At 54.7% G+C, this 20,544-nt stretch carries 22 protein-coding genes; 6 read left to right on the top strand and 16 right to left on the bottom strand.

Going from position 1 to position 20,544, the window contains the following annotated elements:
- Positions 1 to 58 precede the first annotated feature (58 nt).
- Positions 59 to 346, top strand: a complete 288-nt coding sequence (locus AC4EYZ_RS00110; RefSeq protein WP_337589066.1) for an AraC family transcriptional regulator — start codon at positions 59 to 61, stop codon at positions 344 to 346.
- A gap of 48 nt (positions 347 to 394) precedes the next feature.
- Here AC4EYZ_RS00110 and AC4EYZ_RS00105 read toward each other — a convergent pair whose 3' ends face one another.
- On the bottom strand, positions 395 to 754 hold the full coding sequence (locus AC4EYZ_RS00105) for an Atu4866 domain-containing protein (protein WP_081742520.1): 360 nt from the start codon (positions 752 to 754) through the stop codon (positions 395 to 397).
- 441 nt (positions 755 to 1,195) lie between these two features.
- On the opposite strand from AC4EYZ_RS00105, the gene AC4EYZ_RS00100 reads away from it, so the two are divergent.
- Positions 1,196 to 1,612: a DUF488 domain-containing protein gene (locus tag AC4EYZ_RS00100; protein WP_238326126.1), complete on the top strand. Its 417-nt coding sequence runs from the start codon at positions 1,196 to 1,198 to the stop codon at positions 1,610 to 1,612.
- 82 nt (positions 1,613 to 1,694) lie between these two features.
- Here the strand turns inward: AC4EYZ_RS00100 and AC4EYZ_RS00095 are convergent, their stop codons facing one another.
- Positions 1,695 to 2,261: a Yip1 family protein gene (locus AC4EYZ_RS00095; protein ID WP_022523567.1), complete on the bottom strand. Its 567-nt coding sequence runs from the start codon at positions 2,259 to 2,261 to the stop codon at positions 1,695 to 1,697.
- 126 nt (positions 2,262 to 2,387) lie between these two features.
- Here AC4EYZ_RS00095 and AC4EYZ_RS00090 point away from each other — a divergent pair, with 126 nt between their 5' ends.
- A complete protein-coding gene (locus tag AC4EYZ_RS00090) occupies positions 2,388 to 2,804 on the top strand; it encodes a MarR family winged helix-turn-helix transcriptional regulator (protein WP_022523566.1) in 417 nt (138 codons plus the stop codon).
- Positions 2,805 to 2,942: 138 nt separating this feature from the next.
- On the opposite strand, the gene AC4EYZ_RS00085 is transcribed toward AC4EYZ_RS00090, so the two are convergent.
- From AC4EYZ_RS00085 to AC4EYZ_RS00065, 5 genes are all read right to left on the bottom strand, one after another.
- Entirely contained in the window at positions 2,943 to 4,436 is a 1,494-nt protein-coding gene (locus AC4EYZ_RS00085; protein ID WP_022523565.1) for an MFS transporter, read from the bottom strand.
- Positions 4,437 to 4,493: 57 nt separating this feature from the next.
- Complete coding sequence (locus tag AC4EYZ_RS00080) at positions 4,494 to 4,952, bottom strand: universal stress protein (protein ID WP_022523564.1); 459 nt, start codon at positions 4,950 to 4,952, stop codon at positions 4,494 to 4,496.
- A gap of 72 nt (positions 4,953 to 5,024) precedes the next feature.
- Positions 5,025 to 6,617, bottom strand: a complete 1,593-nt coding sequence (locus tag AC4EYZ_RS00075) for an MFS transporter (RefSeq protein WP_022523563.1) — start codon at positions 6,615 to 6,617, stop codon at positions 5,025 to 5,027.
- A gap of 238 nt (positions 6,618 to 6,855) precedes the next feature.
- The gene (gene narL / locus AC4EYZ_RS00070) at positions 6,856 to 7,524 is read right to left on the bottom strand and encodes a two-component system response regulator NarL (protein ID WP_022523562.1); all 669 of its coding nucleotides are present in this window, start codon (positions 7,522 to 7,524) and stop codon (positions 6,856 to 6,858) included.
- Positions 7,524 to 9,422, bottom strand: coding sequence for a type IV pili methyl-accepting chemotaxis transducer N-terminal domain-containing protein (locus tag AC4EYZ_RS00065; protein ID WP_022523561.1), 1,899 nt, complete (start codon positions 9,420 to 9,422; stop codon positions 7,524 to 7,526). The genes narL and AC4EYZ_RS00065 overlap by 1 nt, the downstream gene beginning before the upstream one ends.
- Before the next feature lie 176 nt (positions 9,423 to 9,598).
- Between AC4EYZ_RS00065 and AC4EYZ_RS00060 the strand changes: the two genes are divergently transcribed.
- The 3 genes from AC4EYZ_RS00060 (at position 9,599) to AC4EYZ_RS00050 (ending at position 11,056) form a co-directional block, all read left to right on the top strand.
- Positions 9,599 to 10,168: a hypothetical protein gene (locus tag AC4EYZ_RS00060; RefSeq protein WP_223827952.1), complete on the top strand. Its 570-nt coding sequence runs from the start codon at positions 9,599 to 9,601 to the stop codon at positions 10,166 to 10,168.
- An 82-nt stretch (positions 10,169 to 10,250) separates the two neighbouring features.
- Complete coding sequence (locus tag AC4EYZ_RS00055; RefSeq protein WP_022523559.1) at positions 10,251 to 10,658, top strand: hypothetical protein; 408 nt, start codon at positions 10,251 to 10,253, stop codon at positions 10,656 to 10,658.
- Between the two features lie 11 nt (positions 10,659 to 10,669).
- A complete protein-coding gene (locus AC4EYZ_RS00050) occupies positions 10,670 to 11,056 on the top strand; it encodes a SirB2 family protein (RefSeq protein ID WP_022523558.1) in 387 nt (128 codons plus the stop codon).
- Between the two features lie 60 nt (positions 11,057 to 11,116).
- Here AC4EYZ_RS00050 and AC4EYZ_RS00045 read toward each other — a convergent pair whose 3' ends face one another.
- From AC4EYZ_RS00045 to AC4EYZ_RS00005, 9 genes are all read right to left on the bottom strand, one after another.
- A complete protein-coding gene (locus AC4EYZ_RS00045) occupies positions 11,117 to 11,653 on the bottom strand; it encodes a nitrous oxide reductase accessory protein NosL (RefSeq protein ID WP_022523557.1) in 537 nt (178 codons plus the stop codon).
- Positions 11,654 to 11,692: 39 nt separating this feature from the next.
- Positions 11,693 to 12,517 (bottom strand): ABC transporter permease, encoded by an 825-nt coding sequence (locus tag AC4EYZ_RS00040; RefSeq protein ID WP_022523556.1) that lies wholly within the window; start codon positions 12,515 to 12,517, stop codon positions 11,693 to 11,695.
- Positions 12,514 to 13,446 (bottom strand): ABC transporter ATP-binding protein, encoded by a 933-nt coding sequence (locus AC4EYZ_RS00035; RefSeq protein ID WP_022523555.1) that lies wholly within the window; start codon positions 13,444 to 13,446, stop codon positions 12,514 to 12,516. The genes AC4EYZ_RS00040 and AC4EYZ_RS00035 overlap by 4 nt, the downstream gene beginning before the upstream one ends.
- The gene (locus tag AC4EYZ_RS00030; RefSeq protein WP_022523554.1) at positions 13,443 to 14,741 is read right to left on the bottom strand and encodes a nitrous oxide reductase family maturation protein NosD; all 1,299 of its coding nucleotides are present in this window, start codon (positions 14,739 to 14,741) and stop codon (positions 13,443 to 13,445) included. The genes AC4EYZ_RS00035 and AC4EYZ_RS00030 overlap by 4 nt, the downstream gene beginning before the upstream one ends.
- A 46-nt stretch (positions 14,742 to 14,787) precedes the next feature.
- The gene (gene nosZ, locus AC4EYZ_RS00025) at positions 14,788 to 16,665 is read right to left on the bottom strand and encodes a TAT-dependent nitrous-oxide reductase (protein WP_022523553.1); all 1,878 of its coding nucleotides are present in this window, start codon (positions 16,663 to 16,665) and stop codon (positions 14,788 to 14,790) included.
- Positions 16,666 to 16,682: 17 nt separating this feature from the next.
- Entirely contained in the window at positions 16,683 to 18,830 is a 2,148-nt protein-coding gene (nosR, locus tag AC4EYZ_RS00020; protein ID WP_022523552.1) for a transcriptional regulator NosR, read from the bottom strand.
- Between the two features lie 26 nt (positions 18,831 to 18,856).
- Entirely contained in the window at positions 18,857 to 19,159 is a 303-nt protein-coding gene (locus tag AC4EYZ_RS00015) for a c-type cytochrome (protein ID WP_022523551.1), read from the bottom strand.
- A gap of 325 nt (positions 19,160 to 19,484) precedes the next feature.
- Positions 19,485 to 19,835: a DUF488 domain-containing protein gene (locus AC4EYZ_RS00010; protein ID WP_022523550.1), complete on the bottom strand. Its 351-nt coding sequence runs from the start codon at positions 19,833 to 19,835 to the stop codon at positions 19,485 to 19,487.
- 69 nt (positions 19,836 to 19,904) lie between these two features.
- Positions 19,905 to 20,471, bottom strand: coding sequence for a YIP1 family protein (locus tag AC4EYZ_RS00005; protein ID WP_022523549.1), 567 nt, complete (start codon positions 20,469 to 20,471; stop codon positions 19,905 to 19,907).
- Between the last annotated feature and the right edge of the window lie 73 nt (positions 20,472 to 20,544).

Here is a 20,544-nt window from a genome sequence, read left to right as displayed (position 1 = left end):
GCTAGACGCCACACCAATAGCGATGGCTTGGCGTCCGTGCCGGGTCTACGCATGATGCGTGTTGAAGGCGCCAGCAGGCGAGTTGCATTCGGTCTATAAGTCACTGGTGTGTCTGGTTCTGCAGGGCGCTAAATACATTATCGTGGGAAATCAGCAGAAGGTTTTGTCCGTCGGGCAGTCGGCGATCGTGAGTGTTGATATGCCAGTGGTTGGCCGGATTGTGCAGGCGAGATCCAGCGAGCCCTATCTAACGATCGCGGTCAAACTGGATATGGTGATTTTGCTTGAGCTCGCCGCTCATATGCGCCCACTGCTTCCAGAATACTCTGCAGGTTGTCGAAGGTGAGCTGCATCTGAGCGGCGAAGTCCGGCTCGGGTGATTCGTTTTTTAGCGCTACTCTTTGTTACGGTATAGCACCATACCACCGTGATAGAGCACGCCATCAATAAACTCGCCATCAGCGGTAAAACCGGTGTCGTCCCAGTATTCGATATAGTTACCTGTCACCTGATAGCGGCCCTGATAGGCGCTTTCACGCTCACCACGGGCTTCATCGTAACGATTGTTGGGTAAAAGTTCGTGGCGTATTTGGCCATCTTTAGTTACCCACATGCCAACATACGGGTGTTCTGCCATAGCGTTATCTCCTATGTTCGGGGCTGTTTGAGCCGTAGTGGTGGCGGGGAAAATAGTGATAATGCCAGCAACGACTATCGCACGTTGCCAGTAGATAGGAAGCTTGGTGTCTTGCATGTAAGGTCACTCGCTTTAAATGCCACATTTGCTTGAATAGCTCGGACACATATTCATACGGAGTTACAGGCTCGCCGTAGGTCGTACCACTATGTCGCTGGTATCAACGTCGTCCGGTTAATAAAACAACTTTTGATACGAGGTTAGTTGAAATTGTCATGTGTTAATCCGCACAATGAAAAATACCTGGAGAAGTTTAACTAGCGGGAGCAATCGCTCATAGAGACAATTCTACTGCATCCTTGCCTAATCCTATTATTAAAATAAGGGTGAGCGAGGGCGTTCCACCGTGGTGATGACCAACGCCCGGTTATGAATGGTGCAAATCCCTATGGCTATTAACCTGTCTAAGTTTGCTACTATGTTAATACCTATATAGCTTTACTCGCTGAAGCCATGCGCGCGCTGGCGGAGGTACATAAAACGATGTCGTATGAAGTCATGCTAAAGCGTATATATGCGCCGATAGAGGATCACGACGGCACTCGGGTGTTGGTTGATCGATTATGTCCTAGCGGGCTGTCTCCCAGTTTCCTGGCACTGAATGAGTGGTACCCGGAGATAGCGCCTGCGTCTCAATTATGCCGTCAGTATCGACAGCAAAAAATCAGTCAATCACTCTTTCTTGAGCGATACAGGCGTGAGCTGAAGGCATGTCCTGATAAGCTACTGCCTTTAATGAGATTCGCACGAGCGGGGCGAGTTACCCTACTAACCGCCGCTCGTGAAATTGAAGATTCCCACCTTCCAGTAATCAAAGAGCTGGCGCTATCAGCGCTAGAAGGGGAAGACGCCAGTGATCGTGAATTTTGCTCATCTCCCTGCCTGGCGCACACATTACCCACTTCTCAACGTTAGACCGTTTGCTTAACGCGTCATCATTTGGCTGACGATGACTGGATTGGTGCCCCGGTAGGCCAGTGCGCCTAATATTCATGGCTTAATAAGCCCAGATAACAGCAAACAAAATACCCCAACCCAGAGCACTGGCAGCCATGATTGTGTAAGTGGCTGAGATCGTAGCAACATCAAATTCTTGATGGGTACAGAGTGCTTGTAAGCCGTGGTAAATCAAGCTGCAAGAGACGCCCAGCCCGCTAAGTATAACCACTACGTTGAAAAGTAAGCTGGGTACCAATAGTGCCAATGAAGCGACGAATAACGGTATTGGTGCAAGTGTGGCAAGTAAATAGGCATCTTGATAGCTGATAGATAGCTCTTCAGTTCCATTGACTACAGCGTAGATTACCCAGCCAATAACGAAAAAACTCAATATCTCTGCTAGGAAAATAATTGTCGTGATAAAACGCCACTCTCGGTCAGCAAAGCCCGCCATAAATGCATCGCCGTAATGGGTGCCCGCATAATAGAGCATTACTGGCGGCAAGAGGGACATGGGTAACACCACCAGCCACGCTAGTAAAGGAATGGAGGGGGAGGAAGCCTGTAGCTCTTTCCAGCCTTCACGATGGTTGAATGGTAATTTGAGAAAAGTGAGTGCTCTCATTGCAGATCCCTCCTGGGGGAATAATCTCAATGGCTGCTTGTATCATGGTATGATATTGTATTTTTAAAGGCGCTATAAATTGGCCAATAAGTGATAGTTAAGTATGTAGCTAAGAGAAACGGAAAAATGAATAACCCTCAGACACTTGATAAAAGCGACTTTGAGCGGCTGTCGCAATTTCGTTACCGGTTGCGTTGCTTTCTTCGCCATAGTGAAGATATCTGTCGCCGCTATGGGCTAACGCCCTTGCAGTATCAACTATTGCTACATCTTCGTGGTTTCCATGGAAGAGACTGGGCGACGGTGGGGGAGCTAGCGGAACGGCTTCAATCAAAACATCATGGGGTGGTGGCGCTAGTTGACCGCTGTGAGCAGCTATCGTTGGTTGAGCGGCGGCAAGGGCGTGAGGATCGCCGTCAAATAGAAGTGCATTTATTGGAAGAGGGCGTGAATCGGGTAACGCAAATCGCTGAAGCTCATCAACCTGAGTTGCGTCATTTGCAGGAAGAGACGCCATTTCCTGGTTGGAATAAGCCCACTTAATGCTGAGCTTAAGAAGTTGGATATAACCAATATACATCACGACTCCTAATTAAGTGCGCTCTGAAGGTCACTATTTTGGCTTTTAAAGGCACTGTCTGGATCTTGGACAGTGCCTAGAACTTCCGAGAACTCTAACGATTAGCGCTTAGCACTCTGCAGTGCCTGTTCTTCGATGTCTCTATCGACTGAAGAGACGTAGTACTCGTCATCAAAAGCGCCTTCTGGCTCTTTGAGCCACACTAGGCAGATAACCCAACTGATGAAGGCGCCGGTCGCGATGATGTAGAAGAACTGCGACGGTGTGACAAACGTAAAGATGGTTAGGTAAACCACCGCGCCAACATTACCGTAGGCGCCGGCCATGCCCGAGATTTGCCCAGTGATGCGGCGCTTGATGGAGGGAATGATACCGAAGGTTGCCCCCTCGGCCCCTTGTACGAAAATCGAGGTGCCGATGGTCACCGCAATGGCCAGGATCAGTGGCCAACTCGAATTGAGCATGGCCATCAGCAAGAACCCAACGCTAATGCCAAACATGTAGCACAGCATCACAAAGCGCCGGTTACCCATGCGGTCGGAAACCATGCCGCCCATGGGGCGGGCCACCAGATTGACGAACGCGAATGATGCAGCGATCAGGCCGGCCGTAGCGGCATTCAGGCCCCAGGTCTCCTCAAAGAACATGGGCAGCATCGATACCACTGCTAGTTCAGCGCCGAAGTTGGCAAAATAGGTGCTGTTAAGCGCCGCCACGCTGTTGAACGAGTACTTATCATCCTCCGGTACACCCTTACGCAGGATCGGTAGATTGACTCGCAGGATCTGGACAATTTGATAGATGACGATCGTGATAATGGCTAGATAAGCGATGGTCGCACCAGTAACTGATAAATAGCCCATATACTGGATACGCCAGACCAGAATGGCGAGTACGCCGACCAGTGGGATGGTCCAGATGATCAGCTTGATCATATCGCCCCAGGAGCTCACTTCCATGGCAGCGGATTTGCGTGGCTTACGGTGAGCCTGGGCATCCGGGCCATCGGTAATCGCGAACCAGTAGTAAACACCGTAAGCGGCCATAACAATAGCGCTCTGGGCGATAGCCCAGCGCCAGCCATCGGGGCCGCCGTACATGCTCAAGGCGATGGTAGGCAGCGACATGGCCGCTACGGCGGAGCCGAAGTTACCCCAGCCGGCGTAGAAGCCTTCAGCGAAGCCGATGTCTTTCGGCTTGAACCACAGCGCTGTCATGTGGATACCCACCACGAAGCTGGCACCAATCGAACTCAGCACCAGGCGCGCTACCAGCAGCTGCGTCATGCTGTTACCGAAAGCAAACGCCAACGCCGGTAGCGCCATAGTGACCATGAGCACCGAGAACACCCGTCGCGGGCCGAATCGATCCAGCGCCATGCCGACGATGATGCGGGCGGGAATGGTCAAGGCGACGTTGCAGATGGCGAACAGCTTGAGATCATCCGTGGTCAGCCAGTCGACGCTCTTGAGCATGCTCGACGCGAGCGGCGCCATGTTGAACCACACGTAAAAGGTAATAAAGAAGGCAATCCAGGTCAGGTGCAAGGCCCGAATTTCGGGGCTGCGAAACTTGAATACAGCGGAAACTTTCATGGTCGTATCGTCCTGTGTCCCAAAGGTGGGCTGTACCAAAGGAGGTGTAGAGGCTGCTCAAGGGCTGGGTAGGATCAACAAGGGACACTCGGCGCGCCGGGCCAGGAACGAGCTGACGCTGCCGAAAGTCATGTAGTCGAGTTCATCAACAAAATAAGTCAACGATTTGGCGATGATGCCGCCGTCCGGCTGATGGCTATGGCGGGCAATGACCAGTAGGTCTGGCGAGAGTTTGCGAGTGGCCTGCAGCAACATCTTGCGCGCATCCCCTTCGGCTAGAAGCTGCTCGGCTTGGAAGCCCTCGCCGATGGCGAATGCCACACCCTCTTGAAGGTGCCGTTTAACCTCATCGTGCTCCTGCTGAAAAAGCGCCTCGTTGTTATCGGTAGCGTCGAGTGGATTCTCCACCACGCCGACCAGTACCAGCAGAGGTTGGTTGCAGCGGAACATGTTGACGACCTGAGCGAGAGCCAACTTGGCGTTTCGCGAACCGTCATAGGCGATCATGATTTTCATGGTGTCCTCCCGCATTGGGGTAGGGGGTGAAGACCCGGAGCTTGGCTCCGGGCGTAAACAAGCAAGCCCTGTTTAGGGGTTCTTAACGTAGGCACCTTTGCGTAGGTAGAACCACCAGTTGATGACCAGGCAGATGGCGTAGAAGACCGCAAAGCCGTACATGGCAAGTTCCGGTGTGCCGGCCTGGATTTGCTCGCCCATTACCCGCGGGGCGATGAAGGCGCCATAGGCAGCGACGGCTGAGGTCCAGCCAAGTACCGGGCCTTTCTGCTGCTGGTCGAAAATAACCCCGATGCTGCGGAAGGTAGAGCCGTTGCCGATACCACTGGCGGCGAATAACACAATGAATAGCAGCAGGAATAGCCAGAAGAATTGATTAGGGTCGGTGGCGTTATAGGCCTGCATCATCACGTAGCCGGTGGCGATAGAGGCGACCACCATGATTGCAGAGATTATTTGGGTGACGATGGAGCCACCCACTTTGTCGGAGATCCATCCGCCCAGCGGACGGATCAGGGCGCCCACGAAGGGGCCTATCCAGGCCCAGGTTAGAGCGCTGGGCGCCTCTGGGTTGGCCACGCGAATCAGCGTGCCATCGGCAGTGGCTTCCATCATGTTGCCGAAGATGACGTTGATGGAGAGCGGCAGGGCTGCAGAGAAGCCGATAAAAGAACCGAAGGTCAGAATGTAGAGGATGGTCATTGACCAAGTGTGCTTATTGGAAAATATTGCGAACTGCTTCTGGATATTGGGCTTGATGTCGCCAGGAATCAGGCGCAACAACAACAGAGTCAGAACAATGGTTAGCGGTAGGGCAACCCACATATTAAGCCAGCTGAGAGCCAGCATGCCGACGATGGCAGTTACCATGCCGACGCCGTAGAGGCCCAATATTTTGCTGAAAGCCGCCAGCGGCGAACCAGGGTTGGGCGTAATAGTGCGAAGATTGTTCATACCGAACCAACCGGCGAACGCTAATGGAACCAGGAATACAAGCCAGATAAAGCCAGCATTCTGGATCCAGGTATCGGTACCTGCTTCGATCCTGCCGATCAACGTACCGCTAGCGCTTTGCAATTCCATCGGCGAACCGGCTATAGCGCCGAAAATGCCGACGGTCATTACCAGCGGGATGACAATTTGCATGGTCGTGACGCCGAAATTACCAAGGCCTGCATTCATTCCCAGGGCGTAACCTTGCTGCTTGCTGGGATAAAAAGTGGAAATGTTGCTCATTGAACAAGCGAAGTTACCCCCTCCGATACCGGAAAGTAGCGCCAAAGCCTGGAATACCCAGAACGGCGTGCCTGGGTTCATCAAGGCGATACCAGTGCCGGCTGCGGGGATCATCAATAGCGCGGTGGTCAGGAAGATGGTGTTCCTCCCGCCAGCGATGCGGATCATGAACGATGCTGGGATGCGCAGGGTGGCACCTGCTAGACCGGCAAGCGCCGTCAGTGAAAATAGCTGGTTAACCGTGAACGAAAAACCCAGGTTCTGCATCTGGGTGGTAATCATTCCCCACATCATCCAGACAGCGAATCCCATCAGCAGACTGGGAATGGATATCCATAGATTGCGGTTGGCAATGTGCTTGCCTTCCTGTTCCCAGAATTGGGCGTCTTCGACATTCCATTTCTCAATGTCGGCATTTCTCTTGCTCATGGCGATTTCCCCTTGGCATCAAACCTATCTGCATCTAGCAGTTAGAAAGCAAGATACGCTGGAGGAAGAAATTGGGGAATAGGTGGAAATAGCATGAAAAACAGCGACATACCTCTTGAGAGGTAGTCGCTGAAAAGCCTGGATTCATTGATTTTTAACAGAAAAAATCGAGAGGAGGTAAAGGCGGATCAGAGCAAAAGTATTCTGGGAGTCTTTAGAGGTAACCACACAGAATCGATTAGTGATCGATACCTTCCTGGACTGCCCAGACGGCAGCTTCGACACGTGAGCGTAAGTTGAGCTTTTTGAGCAGATGCTTGACGTGAACCTTGACCGTGCCTTCGGTAATATCCAGCTTGCGTGCGATAAGCTTGTTGGAGAGTCCGCCAGCAAGCTGTTGCAGAATTTCGCGTTCACGCTGCGTTAGGCTATGAATATCCGGGGTGGTGGGGGCATTGCGCTGATTACGCAGGGCTTCAGCGAGTAGGGCGGTCAGGCTTTCGCTGATGACCATGCGCCCCAAAGCAGCCTGACGCAGTTGGCGAACCATGTCTTCAGGCTCCATATCCTTTAACAGGTAACCGTCAGCACCGTTGCGCAGTGCGGCGACAACATCATCCTCATGGTCGGAAACAGTGAACATCACCACACGGCCGCTATAGTTGGCTTCCCGTAGGCGGCGCAAGGCTTCTAAGCCATTGACGCCCGGCATGTTTAAATCAAGTAAAACCAGGTCAGGCTCAAGTTTGAGGGCCAGTGCAATACCTTCTTCCGGGTTGCCCGTCTCGCCAACCAATTCAAGGTCGTCTTCTAATTCAAGCAGCTGTATCACGCCACGCCGTAGTAGCGGGTGGTCGTCAATAATCATCAGGCTGGCGGGTGTATCGTTGGCAGTGGTCAGCGTCATTAAGAAGTCCCTGTACCTAAATGAGAGTCGGGGGTAGCCGTAACAGGTTGCTGCTGAATTAAGCGAGCGGTCAACGGAGTGAAGAGTATCTCAATACCAGTACCTCCTGCGGGGCGATTGGCGATGCTTAGCTCCCCGTTCAGGGTAGTGGCACGGTCGCGAATGATCACCAAACCGTAGTGCATAGGTGGCGAGCTATCGTCTTCCAGGCCTATGCCGTCATCCTCAATACGCACTAGCAGGCGAGCATCGGCGAAACGCACAGTGACCCCAGCCCAGTGGGCTTGGGCATGCTTGTGGGTATTGGCCAATGCCTCGCGAATGATCTGCAGCACGTGAATTTCTTCATTGGGGTTAAGTAGGTAAGGCGGCACATCGTAGTCAAGCTCGACCGTTACCCCCATGCGCTGGCTAAACTCATCGACGGTCTGGCGTAAGGCAAATTGCAGCCCTGGCCCCTCTAGTTTGAGTCGGAAGGTGGTGAGTAGCTCACGCAGTTGACGATAGGCGCTGTTTAAGCCGGTACGCAGCTCGTCGAATACCGCAGACTGTACTTCTCGGGTAGCTTCTTTCTGCTGCATGCGTTCGAGTCGGGCGACCTGCATCTTGAGATAAGAGAGCGATTGGGCTAGAGAGTCGTGAAGTTCCCGCGCAATGATGGTTCGCTCGTTGATCAGCGTAACGTGTTGCTGCTCCTCGATACGCCGCTGCAGATACACCGCCGTGGCGAGCTGGTCGGCTAACATGGTGAGCAGCCGACGGGTGCTATCGTTGAGCCGCTCCTGGGGATACCACACCTCCAGGGTGCCTAGCAGCGTATCGCCTACGCTAATAGGCAGTAGCAAGCACTGTGACTGGTTATTGGCCACCATCTCCAAGGGGCGAGGATCGATCAGGCAGGCGTGGCAATCCTGGTCACGGCAATACTCTGGTCGGGTACGCGAGTGGGTTTCTAAAACCGGCATTTCCCGTTGGTCGAAAGGATCGTTTAGGGAAAGCCGTATTGGCCCGATATCCAGCAGCTTTTCCAGTTCGCGTAACATGGGCGCTGCGCTAGAACAGAGGTCGTTACCGCCTCCATACAGCGAGCGGCTGGCATCGTGCATTACCTGCAGCGCCTGATTGCTGCGCTCAAGCTCCTGCTGCTTGCGCGACACCTTGTCTTCCAATGCGGCGTAGCTTGTTGCCAGTTCGGCAGACATCTTGTTAAAGGTATGGCCCAACAAAGCCAACTCGTCGCTGCCGCGGAGCTGGGAGCGTGGCTTGAAGTTACGCTGTGCCGCCTCGCGGGCCAGAACCATCAGTTGACGCAAAGGTACTACCAGATTGAAGCGAACATCGTAGAGGGCAATCGAGACCACTATAGCGATCAGTACAAGAAAGAGCACTTGCATCATCCCCAGCAGCCGCACCTTGGCCTCGGTGCTCTCTTCCAAATAGGTCACCAGCACTTCAATGTCATTGACCATCGCCACGATCATCATTTCTAGCGTATCGAGGTCAAGCGCAGTGGCTGGGGACGGTGCCTCTAGTGCCGGACGAAGCGTGTGCTGCCAGTAGATCTGAAGTTTTTCCAGTTGACGGCGGCGCTCGTGACGATCATCGATGGGGATCGTTTGTTGAAGCGTTGTGCCATACAAACGTTGATCGAAGCTCGAAATCAGTCCTTCGAGCTGTTCTGCGCTAGTCTCCTCTGGAGCATACTCCAGGCGTTGCAGTGCCCCCATGATTTGATAGGCATTCATGCGTAGTGAGCCAGCGACATTAATCGCGGCAGCATCGCCACGGCTGCTGTTAGACATTGCCATGGTCAGGGTGATGCTGATGAGTGCCATCCCGCTAATGGCAAGTAAGGACGCAATGATGCGAGCAACCAGGGAGCGCTGAAGTAATTTCATGGCATTTCCGATAGCGCGGAAGAGGTAAGGGAGTGTGGCACTGTCTGCATTTCGATACGAGGGCTATTCCTTTGGGGTTAGCCGGTCTACCTCCGATGCCTTTTGACCTACGCCCAGTATTTACAGACAATTCTTACATGTCTTCCGATGTCTTTATACCCTCGCTGGGAAACGCCATGCCATCATCTGTGCCGCCTCCCACGTTGGAGACATCAAAACAGCCAGTAAATGGTTATCAGTTGCTGGTAGCCATGCTGCTGATGCCGCTGGCAAGCGCTTTAGCGGTGGCTGGCTGGACACTTTATGCCCTGCTCGCAAAACAACCCCTCTATGTGCTGGTACCGTTGAGTAGTGGTGTGCTGTTGGCTTGGCCGGCTTGGTATATCGCCAGGCGGGGAGACACCTGCCGCTTGATGCAATGGCTATTACTGGGGCTAGCGTTGGCGCTGGGCGGGTTTGGGATGGCTAGCCGACCGTGGGAGTTTTTGTTAGTGGGGGCTGGGCTTGGACTGGGAGGTGCGGTGATTACGACGGGCATCGCCCACGCCAAAGGCTGGATGCCTGGTCGTTGGGTGAGTCTTTGTGTCGCCCTTTTTCTGGCTTTAGCGGCGGGGGTAGGGTTTTCCTTGCGGATGGCGCCTCTGGTAGTCCAAGCCTATGGTTGGCGTGCGGCGCCACTTAGCCTGTTGATCCCTCTGTTTATGGTAATGCTGCTGCTGTGGCTTTTCGTAGAGTCACCCGAGTAACGCCGCCTATGAGTCTCACCTGTTCATTCTTACCTACTCTCTCTCCTTCTGATTCTAAACCACTAGCGATAAGGCCCATTTTATGACCACAGTTTTTATGACCATAGCCACGTTTGCCGATTTACTGCTGGAAGCGCGTAAACAACCTAAGCCCCAGCGCCTGCTGTTTGTGTTCGTTCGCGCAGAGCTGCCCGATTTCCCTGATGCTGACCAGCGTCGTCGCTTCGAACAGGGTGAAGGGGGAGTGTTGGTGCCTGTGGTATGCGTAGATAAGTCGACGGAGGAATTGACCAGCATGGCGGCGTTGGTCGAGGAGTCACGCCGTACCGAGATCGAATGGGATCTAGTTTTCACAGCTGCCATGGACGACCCAAAAGATGACGCTGAGGTTGAACGGCAGCTCCAGCGTATGATGGAGTCGCTGCAAATGGGTAATATCACCGCCTATCTTGCCTTCGACCATCACGGCAATGCGGTTAACGTCGGCTAGGGACGGTTACCATGGAGCACTATTTCCTCATCAAGCACCTGCACATGACGGCCGCTGCGCTGAGCATCACGCTCTTCGTAGTGCGCGCCTGGTGGTCGGTGCAGGAAAGCCCGCGACTCAACGCCCGTTGGGTCAAGGTATTGCCTCATCTTATTGATACGGCTCTGTTGGGGCTGGGGGTGACTTTGATGGTATTGCTTTCCGTATGGCCCTGGCAGCTTCCTTGGCTTGGCGCCAAGTTACTGGCGCTGCTGGCCTATATCGGTATTGGCACCATTGCGATTAAGCGCGGGGCCACGCCAACGGTGCGAGCCCTAGCCGCGGTAGTGGCGGTGGCTATCTTCGCCTATATGGTGGGGGCCGCTGTTCATCACAGCCCGCTTTCCTGGCTAGCCTGAATTGCAGCTACTTTCTGCCTCACTCCTCACTCCTCACTCCTCACTCCTCACTCCTCACTTTTATTGCGCCATTGAGTGGGCGGCATGGCCGCTCCCTTCGTGGCGCCCGAGCCGGGCGAGCAATTCCAGGTCGATATCGTCATAGGTGATTATCTCGCCACCATGAACCGCTGCGAACTGCTCGGCACGCTCATGGCTGGAGAACGGCGCAAGGGTGTGGCCCATGCTGCCGCGCCGATTATGGCCGACCACATACCAAGCGTCTGCTGCAGGGATAAAGGCATCGTCTTTAGGTGCTTCCCAGGGTGTCACGCCGACATCATGTACATAGGCGTGGCGCAGCTGGGTCTGATTTTCGGGCTGCTGGAGGAAAACGAACATCTCCAGCGTGGAGCAGAACTTACGCGCGTCACTGTGGCTTTGCATAAATGCCTGACCTTTGGGGCCTTCGAATTCGGTGATAAACATACCGCATACATGGCAGATGTCATCGCCGCTAATAGGCTGAGGCGGCATCCTTTCGGCGCTGTCAGTGGCATTGTTGCAACCGGCCATGAGCAAAATAATAAGGGCCAGAATGGGCAGCAGGGCGGGCATGGTCAATCCTCGTTAATAAAATGATGTTAAGAGATGATGTTAAGCGGTATGACGGTGGAAGCGACGGGCGGCCAATAGCAGGGGCACCACGACCCAAACCAGCATTGCCAAGGGCGGCCAGGCAGAATGGAACGCGCCTTGCTGCGCGATAGCCGCGATACCGCTTTCTAGCTGTGTGCTGTCGAACCCCGATAGGTTGATCAAGCGAAAACTGTCGGTGGGATTGAGCAGCATCAGGTAGGGGAGCCAGTCGCCCCCCTGCTTGACGCCAACCAGTAGGGCCAGCAGTACTAGATCGAATACCAGCACGAACAGAAACCACACTCCCAGTGCCAACCCGGCGGCCCGTGCCTTTTCGGTGACCGTTACGCTGATCAGGTAGGCAAAGGCCAAAAACACCCAGCCCAAAAGCACACTGCTGGCGATCAATCGTGCTAGGCCGACGGTTAGTTGGATAAGCGGTACGCCTTCAGCGCCCAACGCAATAACCATACCCGCGATACCAAAACCGAGTAGCGTGGCGACAGCCAGAATCATCCCATGGCCGAAGAACTTACCAAACAGCAACGCCGAACGACTTATAGGGTAGGTGAGTAGCAGTAGTAGCGTGCCGGCCTCCTGCTCACCGACAACGGCGTCGTAGGCTAGCATCAGCGCGATTAAGGGGATCAGAAAAACGGCCAGAGTTGATAAACTGACCAGGGTGGTGGCCAGTGAAGTAAAACCAAGACCGCCGCTCGCAGCGGCACCAAAGTAGGCAATACCCATTGCCAGAACGGCAAGGATCACGGTGATCGCCAGTACCCAGCGATTACGCAGGCCATCCTGGAACTCTTTGGCGGCGACGATGAACATGGCCTTCATGCGCTGGCTCCTAGCGTCAGTGAGGCGGGGCGAGTAGAAAAATGCGTGTAGAGATGCTCAAGGGTGGGTGGTGATAACTCGATGTCGTCGATATTCGGCATGGTGGTTAATTGACGTAGTACCTGCATTTTATTTTCCGCGGGCACGTTGACCTCCACACAGCGCTCATTGATTGGGATAGGCTCAAGGGACATGGCTTTCCAGAGCTGAGACTGCATGGCCAGCAATGTGCCGTGGATACGAAACGTCAGCGGTAGCTGTGCTTCTTCGCGCAGTTGTTCAAGGCTGCCCAGGGCCAGGCGTCGCCCTTTGCCCAGGATCAAGGCGCGGTCGATATAGGGTTCGATGCCCGGCAGTACATGGGAAGAGAGCAGCACGGTACAGCCGTTGTCGCGTAGGGCTTTTACGGCCTGATAAAAATCGCGGGTGGCCGCGGGGTCAAGGCCGGTGGTGGGTTCATCCAGCAACAATAGCCGGGGAGACCCTAGTAAAGCCTGGGCCAGGCCAAGGCGCTGGCGCATGCCCTTGGAGTAAGTTTTAACGCGACGGTCGGCGGCTTCGACCAGGCCCACACGCTCAAGCAGAACCGTTACCTGATGGCGGTCAGCGCGCTTTAAACGAGCGAAATAGGTGAGCACTTCACGCCCGGTGAGCTGTTCGTAGAAGGTGACGTTTTCAGGTAGATAGCCCAACTGACGCCGTAGGCGTTCGGCATGTGGCCCGTCAGGAGCGCCACCGAGGACGTCAACGTGGCCCGAGCTGGGCGCAATTAAGCCCAGTATGAGTTTCATGATGGTCGTCTTGCCCGCGCCATTATGTCCCAGCAGGGCGAGCATCTCGCCTTCTTTGATGGTGAGATCCATTTCAGCTAGTCGCACCAGCGCCCCGTGACGCTTGGTAACTCGCTGTAGTTCTATTACTGGGTTCATGGAGCATTTCCTTCTCGGCCGGGCTCGCTCATCAAGGGCGCGCTGTCTCTGACCCCCGGGGGACGAAACACCGGGAACTGACGTTGCACCCAGCGCAGTGCCAACACCGCAGGGCTTTGCATCAACAGGCGCGCGGAGGGGTGGCGCCAGAGAAGATGATCCATGGCGTCATTGGGCTCATGAGCGGTGTCGCCGACACCGTTATCGTCAAGATCCCAACCCAGGTAGTCGCTCCAGTAATTGCCCGACCAATCCTGCTCACGGGTGGCGACATACATGACTTGCTGCTTATTAGCGATGAAGGCGTTGCCCGCCATTTGGTTATCCTCTGAACCGGCGGTGAGATGGATGCCAATGTCGCTGGCTGCGAAACGATTATTCTCGATACGATTGAACTGCGAGTTGTAAACGAACAGTGCCTTGCCGTCGCCGCCCGCTAGACGCCCCTCGCCATCTGCCCCCAGGGGCTGGGTGACGCCTTCGACACGGTTGCCGCTCAATAGGGAGTCGGTGATGTTGTTCATCAAAATGCCGTAGTTGTCGTCTGCTTCCGAACGGTTATCAACGACTTCCAGGCGTTTGGATTGCATCAGGGCGTAGCCGGTTCGGGTTCGTTGGGTCAGGTTGCCTTCAAGACGATTGTCGAAGGAGTACATGTAGTGCACGCCATAGCGCAGGTCATGCAGGGTGTTGTCGCGCAGCACGTTGTGGCGGCTGCTGTCGAGATAGATGCCGTCGCGAGTCTGCGCAACATCGTTGGATTCAATAATTGAGTCACTAACGTTATAGAGGTGAATGCCGTTGCCGCGATCCTGAGAGCGCAGTCGGGTATCGCCACGAATGGTATTGCCTATCACACTGACGTTATTGACAGCATCGAGCCAGATGCCGAAGCCAGGCCCGCTTAGCTGGTTATTGCGGATGCTGCTGCCGTGAGCGGCGGGCTCGACAAAAATAGCGGCCTCCAGTGCTGTCAGGTTATCTCCCCAGTCTTCAATGCGGACACCTTCAAATATAATGTCGGGAGCTGCCAGCACCACCGCATGGCCGTGGCCTCCTGCATCGAGGATGGCTTGCAACTCGCCCCTAATATGCAGCGTGCGGTCAATAACCACACGCCCGGGGTAGCGTCCTGCAGGCAGCAGCAATTGATCGCCGTCGGTCGCCTGTTCGATCAACGGCTGTAACGGCTCACCAGGCGTGGCGAGCCAGTCGGCGGCATAAACCCCGCTAGGCAGCCAAAAAAGCCATAGCAGCGCCAGTAGGCAACCTAAATAGCCAGGGTGTCGTTTCATGGTGTTCTCCCGCAGCGGGCCGAAGGAATCGGCCCGCGTGTTGTCGTCAGGCGGGTTCGACTAGCATGCGACCAGTCATTTCCATATGCATCGCGTGGCAGAACCAGTTGCAGTAGTACCAGTGCACCCCGGCTTTGTCGGCGGTGAAGGTGACACTAGCGGTCTGCTGGGGGCTGATCTCCATCTGCACGCCGTGGTTGACCATGCAGAAGCCGTGGGTCAGATCCTCGACCTGGTCAAGGTTGGTGATGACCACGGTCACCTCATCACCCTGTTTGACCTTGAATTCGGTCAGGCCAAATTGCGGTGCGATGGAGGTCATGTACACGCGTACTTTATTGCCCTCGCGGATTACCTTGCTTTCGCCCTCCAGGTTGACGCCGTCTGCCTCGGCCATGGCCACGGTCTCGGCGAAGAAGGGGTCGTCTCGTGTCCATACTCGGCTTGGGTTGATCTGGTCGGCGCGTACCAGAATACAGTCGTGGGGCTCGGCATAAGTGGGGCCGTCATGCACCAGTTTCATTTCTTCCCCGGAGATGTCGATCAACTGATCGTTTTCGGGATGCAGAGGGCCTACCGGCAGGAAACGGTCTTTGGAAAACTTCGACAGCACTACCAGCCACTTGCCGTCGGCATCGCGGGATTCGGTGAGACTGGCGTGGTTATGCCCAGGCTGGTAGTGGACATCGAGCTTCTGACGCAGGTAGTTGACGTCTTCGCCATTGTAGTGGCGAATGGCATCCTCAATATTCCACTTGGCTACCTGGCTATCGATGAACAGCGTGGTATAGGCATTGCCCCGGCCATCGTAGGTGGTGTGAAGCGGGCCCAGGCCCAGTTCAGGTTCACCCACGATGGTATCGCGCGGTTCGATACTGTCGTCGAACAGCTCAGGCAACTTGTCGATGGCGATGATTGAGCAAGTGGGGGATAGCTTGCCGTTGGCGATGAAATATTTGCCATCCGGTGAGGTATTCACACCGTGGGGGTTCTTGGGGATCGGGATGTAACGTGTCAGTTGCGAGCCCTTGCGCCCATCCAGTACCGGCACGCTTGATTCACCCAGTGTCTTGTAGTTCCCGGCCGCCACGGCGGCTTCAATCGCTTCAACGTCGAATACCACGACCCAGTCGCGTTCGTTTCGCATGGTCTCGGTCAGGGTCATGCCTTTTTCTGAGTTGTAGCAGGTAGAGGCGACGAAACGACCGGTGTAGTCGGCATCGGTGTTATCGAGGTTGCCATCGACGATCACCTGCCAGGCCACGTCCATGCTTTCGGCATCGATAGCGTTGAACATAGTGAAGTAGTTATCGGGGTTCTCAAGGTCGCGGCCGTCGTTAATCTGAGGGATCGGCAGTTCGGCATTGGCGAAGACATACTTGGTATAAGGCACCTTCTGCAAACGCAAACCGTGAATCGCCTGGACATTGGGGATGGTGGTGATCTTGTCCGTCTTCATGACGTCAAGGCGGATACGCGCAACGCGGGTGTTGGCCTTGTCGTTGATAAATAAGTACTTGCCGTCGTAGCTGCCGTCGGTCATGGAAATATGGGGATGGTGGCAGTCGCCGTTAAGGAAGCGGCTTGACTCGCCGAGTATCCGCTTCGACTCGTTGCTGATCCCCCAGCCAGAGGCGCTATCCACGTTGAACACTGGAATCCGCATCAGTTCGCGCATTGAAGGTACACCGAGCACCCGAACCTCGCCCGAGTGGCCACCGCTCCAGAAGCCGTAGTAATCGTCGAGCTCGCCGGGCGCAACGTCGATACCGTTGGCGCCGGCGGCCTGAACTTGACGGCTATTGAGTAACGCACCTGCGCCAAAACCACTGGCCAGGCCCGCCCCGGCAACGCCGGTGACGGCGGTATTGCGCAAGAAATGGCGACGGCCGATATCCTGAATATGGTCTTTTTTATCGCTCATGCTTGATTCCCCTGAGATCAGTCTTGCTGGTGAAGAGGGATGCGTTGCCATGCGGCCTGTTTGCCGCTGGCGTCGGTATCCCGTTGGGTCTCAACGCTATTACCGCGCGATGACATATTGGCCGCCTTTTCATAGCGCTTGCGGCGCTTGACCATGGGCGGGCAACGCTGGTCGTCGTGGTAGGTCACTTGGCAGTCGAGACAGTAGTGGCACTCATTGGCATTGATGCGGCCGTCCGGGTGTATAGCGGCCACTTCGCATTCATTGGCACAGATTTGGCACGGGGTACCGCAGCTACCGCGGTGGCGCTTGAGCCAGTCGAACAGGCGTAAACGCGAAGGAATAGCCAACCCGGCACCTAAAGGGCACAGATAGCGGCAGTAGAACTTGTGGTTGAAGGCAGAAATCGCCACCAGTCCAAGAGCATAAATAACGAAGGCCCAGTCACGTTGGAAACGCAGGGTGATTGCGGTCTTGAACGGCTCCACTTCGGCGTAGCGTTCCGCGGTGCCAAGCGAATGTAGCGAGACTGCGAACAAGGCCAGCAGAATGATGTATTTAATCGCCCATAGGCGCTCGTGGAGCCCGAAGGGCACCTCGATCTGCTTAACGTTTAGTTTGCGAGCGACCTGGTTGACCAGGTCTTGTAAAGCGCCGAAGGGGCACAGCCAGCCGCAGAAAACTCCGCGGCCCCACAGCAGCAGGCTCACCGCCACGAACGACCAGAGAATAAATAGCATTGGGTCGATCAAGAATGAGGACCAGCTAAAACCGCTTATCAGCGAGTTGGTGAAGGTAAGGATATTGACGACTGATAGCTGGGCCAGCGAGTACCAGCCGATAAATACTAAGGTGTATATCTTGAAACCCAGACGCAGTGGGTTCAGTACACGCGGGTGGCGCGCCAGCACATCCTGGAACAGCATGATGCCAGTGAGCACCAATAATCCGGCGGATAGCACAGCGATCTGGAAAGCCTTGTCGCGCCAAACCTGTACCCAGATAGGCTCTTCCACCAGTGCCTCAGGCCGCTCTATATAGGTCTCGGGAACACTGTAGTCGGCGCTAAAGCGGCTGAACTCGGTATCCAAGGGGCCAGAAGCGCGGCGAACCAGTAATTCCAGCTGCCACGGTTGTCCGGGATCGAAGCCCGCCTCTTCGCGGACGATGAAGATGTCTCGCTCGGCCAGTGAGGGCGCGCCTTCGAGGGCCAGATCACCCAGGCGGATGTGATCGCGATCATGAAAGCTGACCCGGGTGCTGCCCTGTGAAAGCTCTATGCGATCGAAGATGCCGCCGCGCACATACCCTGAGCCCTTGAATGAGTAGTCACCAAGCCCCATGACGGCAATAGCGTGCTCGCCATCCTTCAGCTCGACCATTAGTTGGTCATAGCCAGTATCGCCGAGCAGGTTGCGGCCAGCGGTTGGTGGGTTGAGGTAGGTGTAAAACAGCTCGATAAAGGTTTTATCGGCGGGCTGTGGCGAGCGCAGGTAATCTTCGGCGGGCGTACCTACAAAGCTCTCATCGACCTCGCCATGGGTCAGTTGCAAACGGCGAATGGTGCCGTCGCCGGTAAGTTCATCCCAGTTGGCAGGGGCGAAAACGTCTTCTCGAACGCGTGCCGGTGGTGTCTGGGAGGGGGCGGCAATAAGCTGCTGTTCAGCGGCCACTTGCCTGGCGCTGCGCATGATGGTGTCGCTGACGACAATGACGGTCACCGTCGCACCAGAGATCGCGTCAAGATTGTCGCCGACCCTGAGCCTGTCATTGACGTGGGCCGATTCATGCTCGTCGGCGAAGCTATTTAGCTTCGACTCGGGAATGCCCACCAGCATGATCGGTTCGGAATGACTGAGGATGTCGGCCTGTACAATTTGCCCATCCAGACCGATGCCCACCAGTACATTGACCGGTTTGCCTGAGTAGGCGGGGATCGGAGCGACATCCACACTCTCAAAAGCGTAGCCGAGCAACTTATCGTCGCTGGCGAGTACACGGCTTACCGGCCACTGTGAATCCGCGGCTTCAAGACGCTCTGCCGTGGGAAACCCCTCGCGTACCTGCTCCAGTTCGATAGCTTGGGCGGGCAGTGTTATCGCTAGGAGTAACAGTAAGCTAATCCAGATGCCGGTTAGACGGCGCGGGCAAGCCACAGGGGACATCGTGGTTTCCTTTTGGGTCAAGAGCGTTATAGAACCGGTTCTAGCAAGTGGTCGACGGCAGCTTTCACTTCGTCATCGCTCAAGCCCAATTGGCCTCCTTTCGGCGGCATTGCCTGAAAACCGTTAATCGCGTGGTCGTACAGGGTGTCCATGTCTTTTTCTAAGCGTGGCTCCCAGTGTTCGGCATTGCCGCGAATGGGAGCACCTGCGGCGCCCGTCATGTGGCAAGCCATGCAGGCTTGGTTATAGGTGGCTTCGCCATCTGCATGAGCGGTAACCGAAATAGAAGCAACAACGCCTAGCAGCAATATGGACGCGAGGGTTTTCATTGAAGTATTCCTTATGCATCTTTTGAGTTGAAAGTACCAATTCGGCAACGTGGCAAGGTGGTTTATAGAGGTATACGAGTTGCTGGGTACTGATTTCTCAGTACGAGAAAAGGTATGAAGTTCACTTTAAAGAAATAAGGGGGACTAATGTTGATCTGGATCATTTTTAGTCTCGCGTACCCCTACAGAGCATTAGCTTATTACCCCTTAGTGGGTAGGCGATGACGTCAGTCGTTATTGTGATTTCAACTCGAAATTCAGACGCTTGGCTATGCACCACGGCGCTAGGGGCGTGGCGATGTAGAAATGTTTTTTACAGCGCGGATTATTTCAACATGTTCAAGTACTGGCGCAGCACTTCGGCATTGTTACGGCGCTCTTCCTTAGAGGCAAATACCAGAGTAACTCGCTCTTTCCTGGCACGTTGTGCAAGATCACGAAGAGACTCGCGATAAGAGGTTAACTCTTTGAGATAGCGACGGCGGAAGCCGCTCCAGTCGAGTGAGCCATTATGAAACGCTTTGCGAAGTTCGCTGCTTGGGGCGACCTCCTTGCGCCATTCATCGATTTTGGCTTCCTCCTTGGACACCCCGCGCGGCCAGATACCGTCGACGAGGACACGATAACCATCTTTGCTTTGAGGTGAGTCATAGGCTCGCTTTAATTCAATATCCATCGCTATCTCGCAAGTAAATGAGTTTCCTTTTAAGCCTAGCTAGTGAGTCGGTTCCACTCTACTTGAATCCTAGTAAGCCCAGACAATAGCCATCAGTAAACCCCATGTCAGCACCCCGGCGGCCATAACGGTGTAAGTAGCAGACATCGTTGTTACGTCATTCGCTGAGCGTTTACACAGAGCCTGCAGCCCGTGGTAGACCAAACTGCAAGAGATGCCCAGTGCCACCAGTACTACCAGCGCATTGAACAACAGGCTGGGGATCAGCAAAGCGATCGCTGCGGACCAAAGTGGCAAAGGTGCCAGGGCTGCCAACAGATAAGCGTCGTGGTAGCTAATTGAGAGATCACGATCGCTATTGACCACCGCGTGAATTAGCCAGCCCATTACAAAGAAGGTGAGCAGCTCGGCCAGGAATAGAATGGTCGTGATGAAGCGCCACTGCCGATCGGCGAAGCCTGGAGCGAAGATATCTCCGTAGTGTGTACCGGCATAATAGAGCATCACGGGTGGCAACAATGACATGGGCAGCACGATGCACCAAGCCAGAGTGGCGATTGAAGGATGGCGTTGCTGGAGGTCTTTCCATCCCGCTAAATGGGTAAAGGGCAGTTGAATAATGGTTAGAGGGTTCATTGTCTAGCCTCGCAGTCAGTTGTGATCGTTGTGAGCTTAAAATATCATGTCGTGATATTATATTCAGAATTAA

This window comes from Vreelandella sp. 162(4c) (genome assembly GCF_058152265.1).
The sequence above is the reverse complement of the archived record's forward strand: the minus strand, read 5'-3'. Positions and strand labels throughout refer to the sequence as shown.

Coding starts and splice junctions, on each gene's coding strand:
- AC4EYZ_RS00105 (WP_081742520.1), bottom strand. CDS start 754: ATGCAAGACACCAAGCTTCCTATCTACTGGCAACGTGCGATAGTCGTT.
- AC4EYZ_RS00100 (WP_238326126.1), top strand. CDS start 1,196: ATGCTAAAGCGTATATATGCGCCGATAGAGGATCACGACGGCACTCGG.
- AC4EYZ_RS00095 (WP_022523567.1), bottom strand. CDS start 2,261: ATGAGAGCACTCACTTTTCTCAAATTACCATTCAACCATCGTGAAGGC.
- AC4EYZ_RS00090 (WP_022523566.1), top strand. CDS start 2,388: ATGAATAACCCTCAGACACTTGATAAAAGCGACTTTGAGCGGCTGTCG.
- AC4EYZ_RS00085 (WP_022523565.1), bottom strand. CDS start 4,436: ATGAAAGTTTCCGCTGTATTCAAGTTTCGCAGCCCCGAAATTCGGGCC.
- AC4EYZ_RS00080 (WP_022523564.1), bottom strand. CDS start 4,952: ATGAAAATCATGATCGCCTATGACGGTTCGCGAAACGCCAAGTTGGCT.
- AC4EYZ_RS00075 (WP_022523563.1), bottom strand. CDS start 6,617: ATGAGCAAGAGAAATGCCGACATTGAGAAATGGAATGTCGAAGACGCC.
- narL (WP_022523562.1), bottom strand. CDS start 7,524: ATGACGCTGACCACTGCCAACGATACACCCGCCAGCCTGATGATTATT.
- AC4EYZ_RS00065 (WP_022523561.1), bottom strand. CDS start 9,422: ATGAAATTACTTCAGCGCTCCCTGGTTGCTCGCATCATTGCGTCCTTA.
- AC4EYZ_RS00060 (WP_223827952.1), top strand. CDS start 9,599: ATGCCATCATCTGTGCCGCCTCCCACGTTGGAGACATCAAAACAGCCA.
- AC4EYZ_RS00055 (WP_022523559.1), top strand. CDS start 10,251: ATGACCACAGTTTTTATGACCATAGCCACGTTTGCCGATTTACTGCTG.
- AC4EYZ_RS00050 (WP_022523558.1), top strand. CDS start 10,670: ATGGAGCACTATTTCCTCATCAAGCACCTGCACATGACGGCCGCTGCG.
- AC4EYZ_RS00045 (WP_022523557.1), bottom strand. CDS start 11,653: ATGCCCGCCCTGCTGCCCATTCTGGCCCTTATTATTTTGCTCATGGCC.
- AC4EYZ_RS00040 (WP_022523556.1), bottom strand. CDS start 12,517: ATGAAGGCCATGTTCATCGTCGCCGCCAAAGAGTTCCAGGATGGCCTG.
- AC4EYZ_RS00035 (WP_022523555.1), bottom strand. CDS start 13,446: ATGAACCCAGTAATAGAACTACAGCGAGTTACCAAGCGTCACGGGGCG.
- AC4EYZ_RS00030 (WP_022523554.1), bottom strand. CDS start 14,741: ATGAAACGACACCCTGGCTATTTAGGTTGCCTACTGGCGCTGCTATGG.
- nosZ (WP_022523553.1), bottom strand. CDS start 16,665: ATGAGCGATAAAAAAGACCATATTCAGGATATCGGCCGTCGCCATTTC.
- nosR (WP_022523552.1), bottom strand. CDS start 18,830: ATGTCCCCTGTGGCTTGCCCGCGCCGTCTAACCGGCATCTGGATTAGC.
- AC4EYZ_RS00015 (WP_022523551.1), bottom strand. CDS start 19,159: ATGAAAACCCTCGCGTCCATATTGCTGCTAGGCGTTGTTGCTTCTATT.
- AC4EYZ_RS00010 (WP_022523550.1), bottom strand. CDS start 19,835: ATGGATATTGAATTAAAGCGAGCCTATGACTCACCTCAAAGCAAAGAT.
- AC4EYZ_RS00005 (WP_022523549.1), bottom strand. CDS start 20,471: ATGAACCCTCTAACCATTATTCAACTGCCCTTTACCCATTTAGCGGGA.